The organism is Exiguobacterium sp. RIT452, assembly GCF_003598705.1.
In the GTDB taxonomy this organism is placed as follows: Bacteria; Bacillota; Bacilli; order Exiguobacteriales; family Exiguobacteriaceae; genus Exiguobacterium_A; species Exiguobacterium_A undae.
On record NZ_QXJB01000002.1, the window covers coordinates 503775 to 522521 of the forward strand.

Sequence of the window (18747 nt, forward strand, 5' to 3'; positions counted from 1 at the left end):
CACTCCTTTTCTCAAATAAAAAAAATCGTCCCTTCGACACTATGCCGAAGGGACGATTCAATGTAATCGTGGTACCACCCTTGTTTGACCTGAATTCATCAAGTCCTCAAGTAGCGCGATAACGGGCGCTTCCCGTCACGATCTCTCGTGCGACTCCGGAGTGAATTCAGTCAGCGGATTCGTAAAGAAGCTTTCAGTCCAGGGCTTCTTCTCCCTAATCGAATCGTTTTCCAACCTACTCTGTTCCATCAACGTCTCATTAAAATTGTTCTGCTGTCATTTACTTTAGCATGAACGTGTCGGTGATTCAATCCACGCTCGCAAAATGATACAGTAAAATTCCGGCTGCGACTGCTGCATTCAACGATTCCGCTTTTCCGCGAATCGGAATGTATGCCCGTCCATCACATTGATTGAGCAACTCAGGTGCAACCCCTTGCGCCTCGTTTCCAATGACCAGACCAATCGCACCGATGTTGCCGACTTCCGTATACGGTTGCGCATCGCGCAGTGCCGTTCCTAAAATGAAGACACCCAGTTCATGTAAATCTTGAATGGCGTCTTCCAGTGACATCATGATGACCGGAAGATGGAAAATGGAGCCTTGTGTTGCCCGGAGGACTTTACTGTTATAGACATCAACCGTCCCGTGTCCAACGATGACGCCATCAAATCCAGCAGCATCCGCTGTCCGGATCATCGTCCCGACGTTACCCGGATCCTGAAGGCGATCAAGCAAGAGATAACGACCACGCTCTAAGCGCTCCGTCTGCTCTTTCATTTCGCAAACCGCGAAAATCCCTTGTGTCGTTTCGGTTTCGGATAATACTTTCGCAACGGACTCGTCGATTGTGATCAAATCAGCCGCATTCTTTTTCCAAGAACCCGGTACTTGAACGTCTTCGCGGACGATTAATTCCTTGATGATGCCGGCGCGGACCGCTTCTTCGACTAAATGTTCTCCTTCAATCAGAAAACGTTTGGTTTGCAAGCGTCCTTTTTTTGTTAAAAGTTTTTTCCATTGTTTGACGATCTCGTTTTTTGCGGAAGAAATATGTTTCATTGTTTACCCCTCATAAATCGCTTGAACCGTCTCTGCGTCTAAACGTTTTGTGACAGCGACAATCAAGTCGACAGCTGCCTCGAAATCTGCTTTATGCATAATTGAAACGTTGGTGTGCAGGTACCGGATTGGAACAGTCAAGGCAAGTGAAGGTACCCCTGTATGCGACAGGTGGAATTTCGCTGCATCCGTTCCACCACCCGGTGTCAGATCCAATTGATATTTAATGTTTTCTTCTTTTGCGACAGTTGTTACGAAGTCAACCAATCCACGGTGTGCAATCATCGTTGCGTCAAAGATGATGACTTGAACACCTTCTCCGAGTTTCGACAACGCTTCCCGATCCGTCATACCCGGTGTATCACCCGGGATGCCCGTATCGACTGCAAAGGCAATCGTCGGTCGAATCAAGTTGGCAATCGTTTGAGCCCCACGTAATCCAACTTCTTCTTGAACGGTGGCACCAGCGAAAATCGTGTTCGGGTGTCCCTCTTCTTTTAAACGTTTGATGGCTTCGATGGCAATCGCGCAACCTACCCGGTTATCCCACGCTTTTGCCATTAAAAAATTCTCATTTTTCATCACAGTAAATTCGCAATGCGGAACAACCGTATCTCCCGGTCGAATCCCCCAACCTTCTACCTCTTCTTTTGAAGTGGCACCGATATCGATGAACATGTCTTTGATATCAACTGGTTTATTGCGCGCTTCCGGTGGTAAAACATGAGGCGGCTTCGCACCGATGACACCTGGAATGACTTCGCCAGATGACGTAACAATATTCATACGCTGTGCGAGAAGAACTTGTCCCCACCAACCACCAAGCGGTTGAAAACGAAGAAACCCTTTCTCATCAATCTTTGTGACCATGAATCCAACTTCGTCCATATGACCGGCAATCAGAATCCGTGGTGCATCTTCTCCTGCCCCTTGATGTTCAGCAAACAAACTTCCTAATCCATCTTGGTGAAAGGCTTCTGCATGCGGCTCCAGATATTCCCGCATCAATTGACGGACTTCTTTCTCATTCCCTGGAACACCCGTTGCGTCTGTAAGACGTTTCAGCATATGTAATTGTTCGTTCATCTGATTTCCTCCTCAGTAACCGTTGTCTTGGCGAACGTGATTCGCCTCGTTTTTTGCGACATAAGCCTTGAAAATCATTTCTTGTGTAAATCCAAGTGTAGCACCTAATGCTAAGTAGGCACCAATTAAAACCTCATAGCTTTGCTCTGTTCGCGAAATCGCAAACACATTTGTTTTATTGTAGACATCCAAGAAGGCATCTGTCGCCGTCAAGTAATAATCTCCTTCGACAAAGGCGTTTTTACGATAATCCAACGAAAGCCCTAGCGAAAGCAGAAAATGGACACCGTCCACATATTCTTCGAGAATCGTGACTTGAGCGGATGGTCCTTTTGTCGACCAGAATTTAAAACAACGCGTTTCATTCGCAAGCTCACCAAGCTCCACTAACAGCGCCAGCAAACGTTCATCAAATTGATTTCCCGTCAAATTGTGTTCTGACTGAATCCGTTTATCCAATTGTTCCTGCATTTCAAAAAGTGTCAACCAGTCCATCTTAATTCTCCTTTTACTCTAAAAAAATTACCATAGCGTGCAAAAATGTGCTTTTTTATTTTACCATGAATCCAAAAAAATCGTCGGAGAATTAAATTCCCCGACGAATTGTTGAACTTAAGCGTTCAATTTTGCTTTTGCTGTGTCAGCAAGTGAAGCAAATGCAGTTGCATCTGTAACTGCGAGGTCAGCAAGCATCTTACGGTTAACGTCGATACCTGCAAGTTTGAGACCATGCATCATGCGGCTGTAAGAAAGACCGTTGATACGTGCAGCCGCATTAATCCGAGTGATCCAGAGGCGACGGAAGTCACGTTTCTTTTGACGACGGTCACGGTAAGCATACATGAGAGATTTCATGACCTGCTGTTTTGCAACCTTGAAGAGTGTATGTTTCGAGCCGTAGTAGCCCTTAGCTAATTTGAGTTGTTTTTTACGACGTTGACGAGTCGTATATCCGCCTTTTACGCGTGGCATATAAATTCCCTCCTAAATCTGTGTACGATTGGGTAAATTACTTAGCGATCATGTGACGGATACGTTTAAAGTCACCCGATGATACCATGCTAGCTTTACGTAATTTACGTTTCGCTTTAGTTGATTTGTTACCGAATAAGTGGCTTGTGTAAGCACGACCACGTTTCAATTTACCTGAAGCAGTACGTTTGAAACGCTTAGAAGCACCGCGGTGCGATTTCATTTTAGGCATGAGAGATTCCCTCCTACTTCGATTCGATTAGTCTTCTTTCTTTGGAGCAAGCACTAAGAACATGCTGCGTCCTTCCATCTTCGGTCTCTGTTCAATGACACCGAACTCGCTCAATTCTGTAGCGAGACGTTCGAGGACACGTCTACCGATTTCTGAGTGAGTGATGGCACGTCCACGGAAACGAATACTCGCTTTCACTTTGTTGCCATTCTCTAAGAACTTCTTCGCATTACGGAATTTCGTTTGGAAGTCATTCTCCTCGATCGTCGGGCTGAGACGAACTTCTTTCATCTGAATCACTTTCTGATTCTTCCGAGTTTCTTTGTCCTTTTTTTGTAACTCAAAACGGTATTTACCGTAGTCCATGATTTTGCATACAGGCGGCGTCGCTTGTGGTGCGACCATGACGAGGTCAAGGTCAGCTTCCTCAGCTAAACGTAACGCTTCCGTACGCGACTGGACTCCAAGTTGAGCACCATCCGCTCCGATAAGACGAACTTCTCGAGCGCGAATGCCTTCATTGATTAACAGATCTTTGCTAATGGTTAGCACCTCCATCGTGCAGAGCACGAAAAATGAATGATATAAAACGCTATAAAAAAAGCGTCGGCAGTTTTTCCCGCCCACACTCATAACCTATACAATAATCAGAGAACACTCTATCATCGCATATCATCATGATGGACCAGCACAGTTTACTATGCGTGGTGAGAAGCGGGATGCTTCTGCTTTGTTGTCATTTCACTTTGCTATCATAGCACTTGTTTTCCCTCGATGTCAAGCCGCTATATCTGTTCAACAGAACGTTGCTCAGTTACTTGATTATAATAGCAATCCTGTTCACGTTTAGCAAGAAGTTTCTAACTGACATACGCGGGGTATTTAAAAAAAGTATCGTTAACTTTTCAGAATTTGCAGAGCATTATTCTTTATTTAGAATAATTATTGTTTTATAATCAATGTAATCTTATACATAAGGGGGAATTATAAACATGAGTGAAAAACGATTAACAACGAATCAAGGTGTCCCGATTGGTGATAACCAGAACTCACGAACAGCTGGACGTCGTGGACCTACATTATTGGAAGATTATCAACTGATTGAAAAGATGGCGCACTTTGACCGGGAACGTGTTCCTGAGCGTGTCGTTCATGCCCGCGGTTTCGGAGCGCACGGTGTATTCACAGTGAAAAACTCCATGAAAAAATATACAAAAGCGGCATTCCTTCAAAATGAAGGAACAGAAGTACCGGTATTCGCTCGTTTCTCGACCGTCATCCATGGTACACATTCTCCGGAAACATTACGCGATCCACGCGGCTTCTCTGTCAAGTTCTATACAGAAGAAGGAAACTGGGATTTCGTCGGCAATAACTTACCGGTCTTCTTCATTCGCGATGCAATGAAGTTCCCGGATATGGTTCACTCTTTAAAACCAGATCCACGGACAAACATCCAAGATCCGGATCGTTACTGGGATTTCATGACGTTACGCCCGGAATCAACAAACATGTTGATGCACCTGTTTACAGATGAAGGAATCCCGGCAAGTTACCGTAAGATGCGCGGTTCTTCTGTCCATGCCTTCAAATGGGTGAATGCGCACGGAAACACGGTTTACGTTAAATTACGTTGGGTTCCGAAAATCGGTGTCCATAACCTCTCTGCTGACGAAGCAACAGAAGTACAAGGAAAAGACTTTAATCACGCTTCGAACGATACGTTCCAAGCCATTGAAGACGGCGAGTTCCCAGAGTGGGATCTTTTCGTACAGGTCCTTGACCCTGCCGATGTTGATAACTTCGACTTTGATCCGCTTGATGCAACAAAAGATTGGTTTGAAGATGTCATCCCATTCCAACATGTCGGAACGATGACGCTAAACAAAAACGTCGATAACTACTTTGCTGAAACAGAGTCAGTCGGCTTTAACCCGGGTGTTCTGATTCCAGGGATGTTGCCGTCAGAAGATAAGTTGCTCCAAGGACGTCTCTTCTCGTATTCAGACACGCAGCGTTACCGTATTGGAACGAACTACCAACAGTTGCCGATCAACTGTCCGTTCGCGCAAGTCAATAACTATCAACGTGACGGTGCGATGCCTGTCGGACAACAAACGAGTCCGGTTAACTATGAGCCGAACCGTTATCAGGACGAACCGAAACAAACACCTGAATACACGGAAGAAAACCAACCGTTGTATGATGATATCCATGGACGTCTTGAAATCGAAAAAACAAATAACTTCGGACAAGCCGGTGAAGTTTACCGTCGCTTGACAGAAGAAGAACAAACAGCGCTTCTCAACAATCTCGTGGATGACTTAAAACAAGTCCGCCATGAAAATACCGTCTTGCTTGCGATCTGCAACTTCTACCGGGCAGATGAATCACTCGGTAAAAAATTATCGGAAGCTTTGCAAGTCGACATTCAACCATTCTTGCAACAGATGCAAAAATAATCATTCAAAAAAAGTCTATTCCGCAAAGGAATAGACTTTTTTTATGGAACAAAATTAAACCGTTCCGATGTCTCTGCTGAAAACGTGCCTAACTTCGAAAACAAGACAACTTGATCCACTCCGACCTCATTCACCTCATTCTGGCGAAAACTCAACTTTTCTTTATCCGTAAATCGGTTGTAGATCGGCTTAAATCCATAATTGACGTGAGGTTGAAATTGAATCGCCCGGTCTGCATGTTCCAGTCGATTTTGTTTGATGCTGCCACCAACTATCCCGCGCCCTAAAATAGCAATTGCTTTTCCGTCTGCTCGACGGACGTTGCGAATCGTGTTGTTTTGAACAACAGGCTGGCTCCAATTCATCATCGAAATCGCATGATCCTTCGTCCCGTCAATCACATTGTTCAGGATGCGGACAGCAGTATGCGGACGATCTTGCGAATATTGATGCGTCCCGATAGCTACATTGATGTGAGTGAAGCGGTTGTTACGAATCGTAATGTCGTGATTGGGTGTCCGGTCTTGGGCCGACCATTTCCATTGAAAACCTTTTGTGATCGGATCCGGTGTATCCAAGTTGATTGATTCATTTGGACCTGTCCCAGCCAGCATCTTCGCATCGACGAAATGCATATTTTCGATGAGTGCCGTTTTCGTCGCATCCAGTTCAATGGCATGTGATCCATATTGATTTCGAATCGTGATTCCTCCGAGGTACAAGTTTTCGTTGTGCGCAATCGCAAACGCCGAGCCGCGTGGGAAATGATTCAAATCAATTTGAGCATTCCCTTGCCCGATGATCTTGATGTTTTTTGAACCGCCATATTTTCCGACGGTTGTATGTAACCGCAAAACAGAAGGTGGCACGAAATCGAAAATACTTGTCGTTGCCTGAATCTTTGATGTGCCGGTCTCATTCGTTTTCTTGAGGATGACCCCATTTTCCAAGACGATCGTCGTATTGGAAGGAATTCCAACACGTAACGGGGACAGATAGGTGCCTTTTGACAAGACTAATGTTCCGCCGCCCTCTTTTTCGATTCTTTCGAGGTAGGACCGTAACGTATAATGATTTTTTGTTTTGGCATTGTACGTTGAATAACTTCGTAATACGGGATCAATCGGCTCGGTTTGTGGTGTGATCCGGTAACTTTTCATACTCTTGGCATGTTCCGGATGCGGCACAAGCAAAAAAACGAGCAGCAGACAAATTCCAAAAACCAGTCCTTTTTTCATGTTTTCGACTCCCCTCCTTACATCTGTTATCGGTAGCAGAAGATCAACTCTGTAGCCGACAAAAAAGAGAATGGCTGATTCGCCATTCCCTTTTCCGTTAGTTCATCTGTTATTTTGAACGGTTTGCAATTTCCTGTTCTAAATCGAGGACAAACTGTTCAAGTGAAGCATTACTTGAATCTTTTGAACCGTAACGGCGGATATTGACTTCGCGCGCTTCGATCTCTTTATCACCGAGAACCAGCATGACCGGGACTTTATTAACTTGTGCTTCCCGAATCCGGTAGCCGAGTTTTTCGTCACGGAAGTCCGTTTCGACACGGATTCCTTTTTTCAAGAGCATTGCTTTGATTTCACGTGCGTAGTCTTCATGCACGCTTGAAACGGGAATCAGCTTGACTTGAACCGGTGCGAGCCACGTCGGGAAAGCCCCTTTGTACTCTTCGATCAAGTAAGCCACAAACCGTTCCATCGTCGAAACGACACCACGGTGCAAGACGACAGGACGATGATCTTGTCCGTCGTTTCCTTTGTATGTCAGCTCAAAACGTTCCGGCAAGAGGAAGTCGAGTTGGACAGTCGACAATGTTTCATCTTTACCGAGTGCTGTACGGACCTGCACGTCAAGCTTTGGTCCGTAGAATGCGGCTTCGCCTTCCGCTTCGAAGTACGGCAGCTCCAGCTCATCCATTGTTTCTTTTAACTCACGTTGCGCCATTTCCCAAATCGCATCGTTGTCGAAGTATTTTTCTTTATCGGCCGGATCACGGTACGACAGGCGGAACTTGTAGTCGGTAATCCCAAAGTCCGCGTACACTTCTTGAATCAAGTGGACGATGGCTTTGAATTCTTCCTTCATTTGGTCCGGACGCACAAACGTATGCCCATCGTTCAGGACCATGTAACGAACGCGTTGGAGACCTGTCAAGGCACCCGACATTTCATAACGGTGCATCCCGCCGAGTTCTGCGACACGGAGCGGCAAATCACGGTATGACCGCGGTTCGTTTTTGTAGATCATCATGTGGTGGGGACAGTTCATCGGACGCAGGACCAACTCTTCATTGTCCATCTCCATTTTCGGGAACATATCATCTTGATAGTGGTCCCAGTGTCCGGACGTTTTATACAGTTCAACGGAACCGAGAACCGGTGTGTAGACATGCTCGTAACCGAGTTCGAGTTCTTTGTCGACGATATAACGCTCGACCGTCCGGCGGATGGCCGCCCCTTTAGGTAACCACATCGGCAACCCTTGGCCGACATCTTGGGATGTGAAGAACAAATCCAGTTCTTTCCCGAGTTTCCGGTGATCGCGTTCTTTTGCTTCTGCCAGGAAATGCAGGTGTTGCTTCAACTGGTCTTTATTGGCCCATGCTGTTCCGTAAATCCGTTGCAACATCTTGTTTTTGGAATCACCGCGCCAGTATGCGCCGGCAATGCTCATCAATTTAAAGACCTGCAGCTTGGCTGTCGCCGGTACGTGTGGTCCACGGCATAAGTCGAAGAACTCTCCTTGACGGTAGAATGTCAAATCTTGATCCGCCGGAATCGATTCAATCAGTTCGATTTTAAGAGGATCGTTTAATTCCTGATAGACGGCCAACGCTTCGTCACGTGAGACGACTTCCCGCTCGATTGGTAAGTTCTCACCGGCAATCTTATTCATCATCTTTTCGATTTCCGGAAGGTCTTCTTCTGTCAGACGACGCTCCATATCGATGTCATAATAAAAACCGTTTTCAATTGTCGGTCCGATGCCAAGATGAATCGTTTCATCCGGGTAAAGACGTTTGATTGCCTGAGCCATCAAATGCGCCGATGAATGGCGAATCAAATCGAGTCCTTCTTCCGAATCCGGCATGACGAGTTCAATTGAACCATCTTCTTCGATCGGACGACGGTAATCGATCACTTGTCCGTTTAATTTAGCAGCAAATGCTTTTTTTCGTAATCCTGGACTAATGGACGCGGCAACTTCTTCAGCTGTTGTTCCGGCGGCAAACTCTTTTACCGCACCATCTGGAAATGTAAGAGCAATATTTGACATGACTGCTTCCCCCTTGAAATAAAATAAAAAAAGACCCATCCCTCAAAAAGGGACGAGTCTCAATCTCGTGGTACCACCCTCGTTCCCGAACATGTTTCCATGCACCGGCTCGAACACGCGGTAACGGGCGTGACACGCAAACGGATTAGCCCCGCTTGAGCTATGAGGGAGTAAAGAAATGAACGGATTCCATGAGAAGCTTTCACCATCCTTCTCTCGCTTGTTTGGACCATTTCATTTTTCGTGTCCTCAATCGTAGCTGACATCTATACAGATTGTGTCCTTAGTATAGCCAAAAACAAACTTCTTTGACAAGAGAAATTAATACCGGCGACGGTTTTCTCCTAAAAACTCAATCGGATTCGTCGTCGTCCGGATGCGCTCCATCAAGCGCATCGCTTTTAATTTATCCCCTTGATCGTTCGTAATCCCAAAATGCAACTCCAGTTCATCGTACGATAAATTCGAACTGAACAAGGTCGGCAACCGGTGCATCATCCGGTATTGCAGGATGATCCCGAATAATTCATCGCGTACCCACGGGCTGATCGACTCCGCTCCGATGTCATCAATCAGCAGGACCGGAACGGTTTGAAAACTCTCCAAAAAGGAATCAAAGCTGTCCGTCCGGATCCGGCGTTTTGCTTCCGAGACGAAACCGGGCGCATGGACCAAGATGGTCGCAACGCGTTCCTTCTTCAAGGCATTCCCGATGGCGGCGAGCAAATAGGTTTTTCCGACACCAAAACTACCGTGCAGATACAACCCTTTTGTCTGTTGCTTTGAACGGGTTGCGTTCAAAAACTGAGAAGCGGCACGCAAGGCGAGTTTCCGGTCCGTCGTCGTCAAGTCAAAATCACTGAAATTTGCATCCCGGACTTCATCCGGTAAAAAGAGACTCTTGAACTTCTTTTCAAGCGCCCGTTCGTTTTCAAGATCCCGCAAGGCCTGTGTTTTTTCGTAGGCGACCATGATTTGTCCTTTTTCCAGATGCAGGACAGGCTGATAGCCTTCAATGACCGCTTTTTTTTCAATGATTTGATTGCCATGCATCTGCTCGGCGTATTCGTTTAACTTCAACATGCCCCGTTCAATCGTCCGTTGATCGATTTCCGGATGAGTCCTTAGAAACATGATGACACCGGGATGCGACAACACACGCTCATGAATCGCGCGGACGGATGCCGCCACATCAGGCCGGTTCAAGATCTTTTCAATCGAGGATTGGATATGTTCCATCTCACTGCTCCTTTATTTGCCCTTCAGCTCCCGCAGAATCCGTTCCATCTCTTCATCATCTGGTACTTCGGCTTCAAAGCTGGCTTTTTTGGTTGCTTCGTATTGTTGTTGTTTTTCTTTCTCTTCTTGTAACCATTTTGGATTCGGACCGGCGGCATTCGGACGACCGCGTCGTCCGCCTACGGTCTGACGGGAACGCTCTTGTTTCTGGTCTTGTTTTTTCGAAATCAGTTCATCCTGCTCTTTTGTTTTCGCCAAGGCTTCGGCTGCCGTCACGTACCCTTTTTGTTTCCAATCATCGACGATGGAGAGAAGGAAGTTTTTGCTGAAGCGGTTGTCCTTTTTGATGACCAATGCGTAATAGTAGGCGGCATTGACGATGCCGGAAGACATTTCGTAATCAATGATCAACTGTTGAATCAACTCTTCGTCGCGTTCCGATAACGCTTTGACTTTCCGAAGTTTGGCGACGTAATGTTTCGGATGTGTTCCTTCCATCGTCTCCGTTTCGCTCAGCTCCCCGACTTCCACTTCTTCGAGCACCGCGACCTTGGCTTTCTTTTCCCGACTTAATTTTTGTTTGGCAGATAACATCATCTGTTTACAACGCTCTTGTTTTTCACTGTCAGTCATCGGCAGGTATGCTTCATGCCGGAAACGCGCGTTCAAAAGTTCCGCCATTAACGCTTCATTCGATTGTGTGACATACGCCAGTTTCAACAACAGATGATCAATCGATTTTGTATAAAAACTGCGCGGCAGAAAACGATCGGTTTGACGCTTCATTTCTTCGAGATCAAACGAATAATCGAATTCATACGCCGCCCGTTCTTGTTTGGCATAGGATTTTGGTTGATGCGCGGAGGCTAATCCTGCTTTGACATCAAAGACTTGATCAAAACGAACGGTCCGATCGACGACGTTTTTCGGCAAGGGATCGGTCCGGAATCGGTTTTGCAAAGCTCGGAACCGGATTTCGCCCACTCGGTAAAACAGTAAGCTCGATAACACCCCATCGTTTAAAAACGTATTCGGTGCTAGCGGAACACGGATTTGATAGACATACCGATACGCTGCTTGTTTCGCTTCGAATGTCCGGATCAGACCGATGCCCTCGAGCTTAAACAATTCATCTTTAAACTCATCGACGGAAAATCCGAGGAGCGTACCCAGTTCAGCGTGCGAGATGTATTGGGATTTGGTTTTCCCCGGAATCATCTCACTCCAAAATGTCTGATAGAGACCAAGTGCCTTCACACCGATGATTGGTTGATATAAATAATACAGGGACTGATAGGCTTCCCGGTCGACGACACCATTACTCATGATCAAGCAAAGGTCCGTTCCTGATACTTCACGTTCCATCATTTGATTCGTCCCTTCTTTCCTGAGAAAAAGAGAGGTGCGTTCTGAACAGACAGACGACCTCTCCTTCATTAGGTTTGATTTTCGCGTTCGTTGTCTTGGTGACGTTCCATCAATTCCGATAACTCTTGGAAAAAGACATTGATGTCTTTAAATTGTTTATAGACGCTCGCAAATCGGACATACGCCACTTCATCGACTGAAGCGAGTTCATTCAACACCAGTCGTCCGACCTGTTCGCTTGGAATTTCATGTTGTGCGGTCGCACGCAACGTTTTTTCGACGCGGCTGACCACCGTTTCCAACTGTTCGATTGAAATCGGTCGTTTCTCACAAGCCCGGACCAGTCCGCGCAAAATCTTATCTCGATTGAATTCGTCACGTGTCCCGTCTTTTTTTACGATGATGAGCGGTGTCTGTTCCACCATCTCAAATGTCGTAAAACGATAACCGCAGGATTCACATTCACGTCGTCTTCGAATCGATCCGAAATCTTGAACCGGTCTCGAATCTAACACTTTTGTGCCGTTATAGTTGCAGGCTGGACAACGCATGTCGTACCTCCATTCACGTAATTTCTCTTGTACCGATCATCTTCAAGCGATAGGTCGCATCGAGCTCTTGATAAATCACATCGATCCATTTCTCAAGATCCGGACCTAATAACCCGTCACGGTGTAAAAAAAGATCAACCGCCGTTCGACCTGATCCGACCATGATGACTGTCGCCAGTCCGTCCAGTCCGGACGCACTGAAAGCCAATTCCCCTCGTCCTTGATCGATCCGTTTGACCGTTCCTTCTTGGCGTGTAATCACCGCTTCAAGACCCGTAAACAACATCTCTGCTGTCGCTGCATAATAATGGGTCCGTAATTTTTCGTTTTTATGTGTGTCCGACGTTTCCAGCTGTTTTTGTAATCGTTCCTTCAGTCCCATTCGTCATCACCTTTTTCTGTTTTCTTCTACTATTAAGAATAACAGACGTCAGACATATTAAAAAGCCCTCGCCATGAAGACGAGGGCTTGTTCATTCGTGTTTTTGTCAGTTAACGTGCTGAACCGTAGCAGCTGGAACTTCAACAGGTCCCATACCACGTGGAATTTCGACATTTTCACGGATTTTCGCATCGAGTCCGTCAGCGATATAATGCGCTGCGATAGCTGGATCGATCCGATCGCCACATGTAAATACATCAACCGATGCATATCCATGTTCTGGGAAACTGTGAATCGTCAAATGCGATTCAGAGATAATGACGACGCCGCTGACGCCGTGTGGAGCAAACTTATGGAACGCGACTTCGCGAACTTCCGCACCTGCTTGAAGTGCTGCATCAACAAAAAGTCGTTCTACAAATTCCATGTCGTTCAATTTTTCAGGATTACAATCCCAAAGTTCTGCAATAATGTGTCTTCCCATAGTATCCATTTGTGGATCCCCCCTACATTCAATGGTCTTCAAAGTATAGTCATGATCACTTACTTTGCGCCTGAGTCGTTCGCACCCACGGGGGAAAGTTAGTCCAGAGAGGTCCTAACCCTTTAAGCTGCGATTGCCAGACCGATTGAAGTTCACGATTTGAATTATAGCGAGTATCAAAAAGATACACAAGGATAAATTTCAAATTTTAATATATTTCCATCAAAAAAACGCTCTACCGACTGGTGTAGAGCGTTTTTATCGATATTTTTTTATTTTAACTCGAGTTGTTTTTCTGTCACATTTGTCGCTTCGATATGGGCACCAACCAGGTGGACAAGATCGACGACGCGACATGAATAGCCCCATTCGTTATCGTACCAGGCCAGCACTTTCACATGCCGTCCGCCCATCACCATCGTCGACAGCCCGTCCACGACGGTCGAACGTTCTTCCCCGTTAAAGTCGATTGACACAAGCGGCTCCATCGTCAGACCGAGGATGCCGTCAAGCGCCCCGTCCGCCGCCTTGACGAATGCTTCGTTGACTTCCGCGACCGTCGTATCACGACTCACTTCGACGACAAGATCGACGAGCGACACGTTTGGTGTCGGGACACGCAACGCAAGACCGTTTAACTTCCCTTCCAAATGCGGCAAGACAAGCGAAATTGCTTTGGCTGCTCCTGTCGATGTCGGAATGATGGATGAACCGCAGGCACGTGCGCGACGCAAGTCCTTATGTGGATTATCGATGTTATTTTGATCATTCGTAAAGGCATGTACTGTTGTCACGAGACCGGTCTCAATCCCGAATGCCCGGTCAATGACCTGAACGACTGGTGCAAGGCAGTTCGTCGTACAAGAAGCGTTCGAGATGATGTCATCCGTCTCATGATCGTACATGTCGTCATTGACTCCCATGACGATTGTTCGTAATTCTCCTTTTGCCGGTGCTGTAATGACGACTTTTTTGGCGCCGGCAATCAAGTGTTTCCCCGCACCCGATTTCGAATTAAATTTCCCGGTCGCTTCGACGACGATATCAATCCCAAGTTCCCCCCACGGTAACCGTTCCGGATCGCGCTCACTGACGATTTGGATTTGGCGACCGTTGACCATCAACGCCCCATCCAGAATCTCGACCGGATAAGCAAATTTTCCATGGACCGTATCATACTTGATTAGATGTGCCAGTGTCTCCACTGGATAACTCGCATTGATGGCGACGACCTCGCTTTTCCCCTCAGCGATGAGGCGCCGGAATACCATTCGACCAATTCGACCAAAACCATTAACTGCCACCTTGACTCCCATTTGCGGATCCCCCTTCAATGTGACGGATGTTGCTCCGTTTACAGATAGAACTATATCATGAAATGTAAGCGATTTCATTATGTAACGTAAAAAAAGTGAGAGAAGTTGGTAACTTTCTCCCACTTGAATGCTGAAACCCGTTTTCGGATTAAAAAATCAATGGCGTGTCAGAGATTTCTTTGCTTGTCTTGGACGGATTTTAACCACGTATCAATTTGTTGATATAACGCTTCACGTTTTCCTTCGTTCGACAAGACATGGTCAGCAAGACGTTTTTTCTGTTCGATGTCGAGTTGTGAATCGATTCTTGCCTGGGCCTCTTCCGCCGACAGTTGATTCCGTTCCATCAACCGTTCTTTTTGTAAAGACGCGTTGCAATAGACGACAACGACTTGATCCACGAGCTGTTTCCAGTCCCCTTCGAGCAACAACGGAATATCAAATACAATCAAGGAATGCCCTGATTGTTCATACTGATCGGCCAGTTCAAGCATCTGTTCTCTGATCTTCGGATGCATCAACTTGTTTAACAGTAATCGTTTTTCATTATCGTGAAAAATGATATCCCCCAACTTGGACCGGACCAGCTGTCCGTCGATAAAAGCCGTCGGAAACGCTGCTTTGACTTCCGGATAAGCCAGTCCCGTTGGTTCGATAACCTGCCGTGCCACGAGGTCGGCATCGATGACAGGGATGTCCTGTTGTTTCAGGTAAGCAGAGACGGTGCTTTTCCCCGTTGCGATGCCTCCCGTCAATCCGACTCTCATAACGCAACCTGTTGGCACGTCGGACAGAAGTGCGTCCCTCGTCCGCCGACCTTGATTTTTTCAATCGCTGTTCCGCACCGCGGACACGGGGCACCGGTTTGCCCGTATACCGCCAGTTGCAACTGAAATTCTCCTTTTCCGGTCGGTGACACATAACTCCGAATCGTGCTTCCCCCACTGTCGACGGCTTTTTGCAAGACCTCGACACCGGCGACATGAATCCGCGAGATATCGTCGAGTGTCAGTGCGCCCGCTTTCGTCAGCGGATGGACCCGTGCCGCAAACAACGTTTCATCAACATAGATGTTTCCCAATCCTAAAAAGATCGATTGATCGAGCAATGCGGTTTTAATCGGACTGCGTTTTTTTCGAATCAGATTTTCAGCCAAGACTTCGGCTGTGAACGTCGGATCAAACGGTTCCCGCTCGAGTTGGGCAAGCGGCGGAACCTGCATCGCCGTCTCTTTATCCCGTAGCTCCATCGTCCCGAATTTCCGGACATCGTTATAATGTAATTCCGAACCGTCCGTAAAGCGGAAGATGACATGGGTGTGTTTGTCCTTTTCGATTGCTTGCGGATAAGGAAAATACTTTCCTTCCATCCGCAAATGACTGACGAGATAAAAACGTTCGAACGAAAACAGCAAAAATTTCCCGCGGCGGTCGACCCGCTCAATCCGTTCTTGATGTAACGCATCAACGAACGGGGCAACGTCCATCCCGCGAATCATCTTCGGATGAAACACTTTTACAGAAGAAATCGTTTTTCCGGAGACCGTCCGTTCCAAACTTCGTCTGACGGTCTCGACTTCAGGTAATTCAGGCAACTTATTTCCTCCTCTGGCAACTTCTTATTTTGTTTCGTACCACGAATGTCCTGCATCGCCATCCACGCGTAACGGAACCGACAAGTCGACCGTCTGCTCCATCGCTTGTTTGACCAACGTTTTTAAAGCATCCAATTCTTCGTCCGGAGCCTCAAAAATCAATTCATCGTGTACTTGCAGTAACAGGCGAGCCTGCAACGGCGATGCTTCCAGCGCCGCATGAACATCAAGCATCGCTTTTTTGATGATATCGGCCGCTGATCCCTGGATCGGTGTATTGATTGCTGTCCGTTCCGCAAACCCTCGTAAATTAAAGTTTTTCGAATTGATGTCCGGAATGTTGCGACGGCGGTTCATCAGTGTTTCGACAAACCCATTCATTCTCGCCTTCTCGATCGCCTCATCCATGAACAACTTGATTTGCGGGAAGAGTTCGAAATAACGATCGATGAAGTCTTGCGCTTCCTTCCGGGAGATGTTCAAGTTTTGCGACAACCCGTAATCACTGATGCCGTAAATGATGCCGAAGTTGACCGCTTTCGCTTGACGACGCATATTCCCCGTCACATCATTTGGCGCGACGCCAAATACACTGCTGGCAGTTTGTGTGTGAATGTCCGCATCGTCTAAGAAGGCTTGGACCAGTGTTTTATCTTCCGACATATGTGCCATGACCCGCAACTCGATTTGTGAATAATCGGCGGCATAGAGCGACCAACCGGCTTCACTCGGAACAAAGGCTTTCCGGATTTTCCGACCCTCTTCGATCCGGACCGGAATGTTTTGCAAGTTCGGATTGACGGAACTGAGTCGTCCGGTCTGGGCGATCGTTTGAGCAAAACGGGTATGGATTTTCCCGTCTTCTTTGATGACTTTCTGCAATCCTTCGACGTATGTCGATTGCAGTTTTTGCAACTCACGGTACAACATGATGTGGTCGATGACCGGGTGCAGCGGTCGCAGTTTTTCCAGTACGTCAGCTGCCGTCGAGTAACCGGTCTTCGTTTTCTTGAAGGCGGGCAACTCCAGTTTCTCAAACAGGATGACGCCGAGTTGTTTAGGGGAGTTGATATTAAATTCTTCCCCGACTTCACCGTAAATCAGTTGTTCTAAATCCGTTAATCGTCCCCGGAGATCTTCCTGCATGTCCTGTAATGTCGCGACGTCTACGCGAATGCCTGTCCACTCCATCTCAGCGAGGACACCGGACAACGGCCGCTCTAACGTCTCGTACAATTCAAATTGTTGATTGGCTTTCAGTTCTTCTTTCACTTTCGGGAACAACAGCTCAATCATCCGTGCTTTTTCCGCCAGGTACGGGTGCAACAACTCGTCTGTCGGAGCGAGACGTTTGGCGCCTTTCCCTAAGACAGCTTCTTCGTTTGGTGCCATCAGCATATAATGTCCAGCGATTGATGCGAGTGTCGTACCGCCGCTTAAGTTCAGCAAATAGCCGGCGAGCAATAGATCGTCAAAAGCCGTTAACTTCAGATCATGTTTCCGTAAGGCAAAGGCAACTTGTTTCGCATCAAGGCAGATCTTTTGGTGATCCGACTCAATCCAGGCACGAAATGCCGGATCATTCACAAGTTCGGGTGAAGCCACATAAATCTGATCCGGTGTTGCAATCCCGAACCCGATGATGTCTTCTTCCATATAATCTTCCCGTAATTGTTCGACGACGAGCACAGCATCCGTCACGCCTTCCGGAAGCGAAGTAATGGTTTGGACGTTCAACTGTTCTTTATCCGCTTCCTCGACGACCGGCGCAAACCGGTTCGTCAAGGATTTAAAGCCGAGTGACTGGAACAACGAGTACGGCACTTGTGTATCGACATCACTGATTTGTAAGTCATCGAGTGTGACATCAAGCGGGACGTCGAGCTTAATCGTCGCAAGTTCCTTCGACAGCCGTGCCAATTCTTCGTTTGCAATGACTTTCTCTTTTTGTTTTCCTTTTAAGTCCTCGACATGTTCGTACAGTCCTTCGACCGAACCGTAGGCAGAAATCAATTTGATGGCCGTTTTTTCACCGATTCCCGGAACACCCGGAATGTTATCGGATTTATCGCCCATCAATCCTTTCAGGTCAATCATCTGCATCGGCTTCAACCCGCCGTAAGTTTCGGCAAACAGTTCCTCCGTCATGCAGAGGACGTCTGTGATGCCGCGTTTTGTGATCAGAACTTCGACTTGATCCGTCACGAGTTGAAGTAAATCCTTATCTCCCGTCACGATCCGGATGCGGTCAGCCGGCATCGTCTGCGCCAATGTTCCGATCAAATCGTCGGCTTCATAGCGGTGAAGTTCCATCATTTGAATCCCAAGCGCCTCACAGATGTCGCGGACGATCGGAAACTGTTCCCGCAGTTCAGACGGTGTTTTTTCCCGGCTGCCTTTGTATTCCTGATAGACATCATGGCGGAATGTTTCACTCGAAGCATCGAATGCGACAAGCATATGTGTCGGTTGTTCTTCCTCCAACAGTTTCAGCAACATCATCGTAAAGCCGTAGGCGGCATTCGTGTTGCGTCCTTGCGCGTCCGTCATCGGCGGCAAAGCAAAAAAAGCTCGATACGTGAGTGAGTTCCCATCAATTAATAAAAGTTTGTTTTCCATCATCTACGCCCCTTTGGAAGATTTTCTGTTCTTATTGTATCACTCTGCACACATTTGTTCGCTAAAAAGACGACAAAAAATGACGACCGGC

The 18747-nt window shown here is 47.0% G+C and carries 18 protein-coding genes; 1 reads left to right on the forward strand and 17 read right to left on the reverse strand.

Annotated elements, in window-relative coordinates:
• Positions 1-307: 307 nt before the first annotated feature.
• From D3D03_RS08030 to infC, 6 genes are all read right to left on the reverse strand, one after another.
• Entirely contained in the window at positions 308-1063 is a 756-nt protein-coding gene (locus tag D3D03_RS08030; protein ID WP_026832359.1) for a TrmH family RNA methyltransferase, read from the reverse strand.
• Positions 1064-1066: 3 nt separating this feature from the next.
• A complete protein-coding gene (locus D3D03_RS08035; protein WP_026832358.1) occupies positions 1067-2149 on the reverse strand; it encodes a M42 family metallopeptidase in 1083 nt (360 codons plus the stop codon).
• Between the two features lie 12 nt (positions 2150-2161).
• The gene (locus tag D3D03_RS08040) at positions 2162-2644 is read right to left on the reverse strand and encodes a dUTP diphosphatase (RefSeq protein ID WP_026832357.1); all 483 of its coding nucleotides are present in this window, start codon (positions 2642-2644) and stop codon (positions 2162-2164) included.
• Between the two features lie 117 nt (positions 2645-2761).
• On the reverse strand, positions 2762-3121 hold the full coding sequence (rplT, locus tag D3D03_RS08045) for a 50S ribosomal protein L20 (protein WP_012371057.1): 360 nt from the start codon (positions 3119-3121) through the stop codon (positions 2762-2764).
• 37 nt (positions 3122-3158) lie between these two features.
• Positions 3159-3353: a 50S ribosomal protein L35 gene (gene rpmI / locus D3D03_RS08050; RefSeq protein ID WP_012371058.1), complete on the reverse strand. Its 195-nt coding sequence runs from the start codon at positions 3351-3353 to the stop codon at positions 3159-3161.
• A 27-nt stretch (positions 3354-3380) separates the two neighbouring features.
• The gene (gene infC, locus D3D03_RS08055; protein ID WP_012371059.1) at positions 3381-3911 is read right to left on the reverse strand and encodes a translation initiation factor IF-3; all 531 of its coding nucleotides are present in this window, start codon (positions 3909-3911) and stop codon (positions 3381-3383) included.
• A 434-nt stretch (positions 3912-4345) separates the two neighbouring features.
• On the opposite strand from infC, the gene D3D03_RS08060 reads away from it, so the two are divergent.
• Positions 4346-5815, forward strand: coding sequence for a catalase (locus D3D03_RS08060; RefSeq protein ID WP_026832356.1), 1470 nt, complete (start codon positions 4346-4348; stop codon positions 5813-5815).
• A 41-nt stretch (positions 5816-5856) separates the two neighbouring features.
• Here the strand turns inward: D3D03_RS08060 and D3D03_RS08065 are convergent, their stop codons facing one another.
• From D3D03_RS08065 to polA, 11 genes are all read right to left on the reverse strand, one after another.
• Positions 5857-7053 (reverse strand): glycoside hydrolase family protein, encoded by a 1197-nt coding sequence (locus D3D03_RS08065; protein ID WP_119923296.1) that lies wholly within the window; start codon positions 7051-7053, stop codon positions 5857-5859.
• Positions 7054-7162: 109 nt separating this feature from the next.
• Entirely contained in the window at positions 7163-9103 is a 1941-nt protein-coding gene (gene thrS, locus D3D03_RS08070) for a threonine--tRNA ligase (protein ID WP_026832354.1), read from the reverse strand.
• A 321-nt stretch (positions 9104-9424) separates the two neighbouring features.
• On the reverse strand, positions 9425-10342 hold the full coding sequence (gene dnaI, locus D3D03_RS08075; RefSeq protein WP_026832353.1) for a primosomal protein DnaI: 918 nt from the start codon (positions 10340-10342) through the stop codon (positions 9425-9427).
• A 12-nt stretch (positions 10343-10354) separates the two neighbouring features.
• A complete protein-coding gene (locus D3D03_RS08080; RefSeq protein WP_026832352.1) occupies positions 10355-11710 on the reverse strand; it encodes a replication initiation and membrane attachment family protein in 1356 nt (451 codons plus the stop codon).
• A 68-nt stretch (positions 11711-11778) separates the two neighbouring features.
• Positions 11779-12261 (reverse strand): transcriptional regulator NrdR, encoded by a 483-nt coding sequence (nrdR, locus tag D3D03_RS08085; RefSeq protein ID WP_026827755.1) that lies wholly within the window; start codon positions 12259-12261, stop codon positions 11779-11781.
• A gap of 13 nt (positions 12262-12274) precedes the next feature.
• Positions 12275-12643, reverse strand: a complete 369-nt coding sequence (locus tag D3D03_RS08090) for a hypothetical protein (RefSeq protein ID WP_119923297.1) — start codon at positions 12641-12643, stop codon at positions 12275-12277.
• A gap of 106 nt (positions 12644-12749) precedes the next feature.
• Complete coding sequence (gene speD / locus D3D03_RS08095; protein WP_026827753.1) at positions 12750-13136, reverse strand: adenosylmethionine decarboxylase; 387 nt, start codon at positions 13134-13136, stop codon at positions 12750-12752.
• A gap of 263 nt (positions 13137-13399) precedes the next feature.
• Complete coding sequence (locus D3D03_RS08100) at positions 13400-14443, reverse strand: glyceraldehyde-3-phosphate dehydrogenase (RefSeq protein ID WP_026832350.1); 1044 nt, start codon at positions 14441-14443, stop codon at positions 13400-13402.
• Between the two features lie 167 nt (positions 14444-14610).
• Positions 14611-15210 (reverse strand): dephospho-CoA kinase, encoded by a 600-nt coding sequence (gene coaE / locus D3D03_RS08105; protein WP_119923298.1) that lies wholly within the window; start codon positions 15208-15210, stop codon positions 14611-14613.
• The gene (gene mutM / locus D3D03_RS08110; RefSeq protein WP_026832348.1) at positions 15207-16037 is read right to left on the reverse strand and encodes a DNA-formamidopyrimidine glycosylase; all 831 of its coding nucleotides are present in this window, start codon (positions 16035-16037) and stop codon (positions 15207-15209) included. Before mutM ends, coaE begins: the two co-directional genes overlap by 4 nt.
• Positions 16038-16061: 24 nt before the next feature.
• A complete protein-coding gene (gene polA / locus D3D03_RS08115) occupies positions 16062-18659 on the reverse strand; it encodes a DNA polymerase I (RefSeq protein WP_119923299.1) in 2598 nt (865 codons plus the stop codon).
• Positions 18660-18747: the final 88 nt, after the last annotated feature.

Bases quoted from the DNA above. Each gene is read 5' to 3' on its own strand.
- D3D03_RS08090 (WP_119923297.1), bottom strand. From the start codon at position 12,643: ATGGGACTGAAGGAACGATTACAAAAACAGCTGGAAACGTCGGACACA.
- D3D03_RS08035 (WP_026832358.1), bottom strand. From the start codon at position 2,149: ATGAACGAACAATTACATATGCTGAAACGTCTTACAGACGCAACGGGT.
- D3D03_RS08030 (WP_026832359.1), bottom strand. From the start codon at position 1,063: ATGAAACATATTTCTTCCGCAAAAAACGAGATCGTCAAACAATGGAAA.
- dnaI (WP_026832353.1), bottom strand. From the start codon at position 10,342: ATGGAACATATCCAATCCTCGATTGAAAAGATCTTGAACCGGCCTGAT.
- infC (WP_012371059.1), bottom strand. From the start codon at position 3,911: ATGGAGGTGCTAACCATTAGCAAAGATCTGTTAATCAATGAAGGCATT.
- D3D03_RS08040 (WP_026832357.1), bottom strand. From the start codon at position 2,644: ATGGACTGGTTGACACTTTTTGAAATGCAGGAACAATTGGATAAACGG.
- rpmI (WP_012371058.1), bottom strand. From the start codon at position 3,353: ATGCCTAAAATGAAATCGCACCGCGGTGCTTCTAAGCGTTTCAAACGT.
- D3D03_RS08100 (WP_026832350.1), bottom strand. From the start codon at position 14,443: ATGGGAGTCAAGGTGGCAGTTAATGGTTTTGGTCGAATTGGTCGAATG.
- D3D03_RS08065 (WP_119923296.1), bottom strand. From the start codon at position 7,053: ATGAAAAAAGGACTGGTTTTTGGAATTTGTCTGCTGCTCGTTTTTTTG.
- thrS (WP_026832354.1), bottom strand. From the start codon at position 9,103: ATGTCAAATATTGCTCTTACATTTCCAGATGGTGCGGTAAAAGAGTTT.
- polA (WP_119923299.1), bottom strand. From the start codon at position 18,659: ATGATGGAAAACAAACTTTTATTAATTGATGGGAACTCACTCACGTAT.
- coaE (WP_119923298.1), bottom strand. From the start codon at position 15,210: ATGAGAGTCGGATTGACGGGAGGCATCGCAACGGGGAAAAGCACCGTC.
- speD (WP_026827753.1), bottom strand. From the start codon at position 13,136: ATGGATACTATGGGAAGACACATTATTGCAGAACTTTGGGATTGTAAT.
- nrdR (WP_026827755.1), bottom strand. From the start codon at position 12,261: ATGCGTTGTCCAGCCTGCAACTATAACGGCACAAAAGTGTTAGATTCG.
- rplT (WP_012371057.1), bottom strand. From the start codon at position 3,121: ATGCCACGCGTAAAAGGCGGATATACGACTCGTCAACGTCGTAAAAAA.
- D3D03_RS08060 (WP_026832356.1), top strand. From the start codon at position 4,346: ATGAGTGAAAAACGATTAACAACGAATCAAGGTGTCCCGATTGGTGAT.
- D3D03_RS08080 (WP_026832352.1), bottom strand. From the start codon at position 11,710: ATGATGGAACGTGAAGTATCAGGAACGGACCTTTGCTTGATCATGAGT.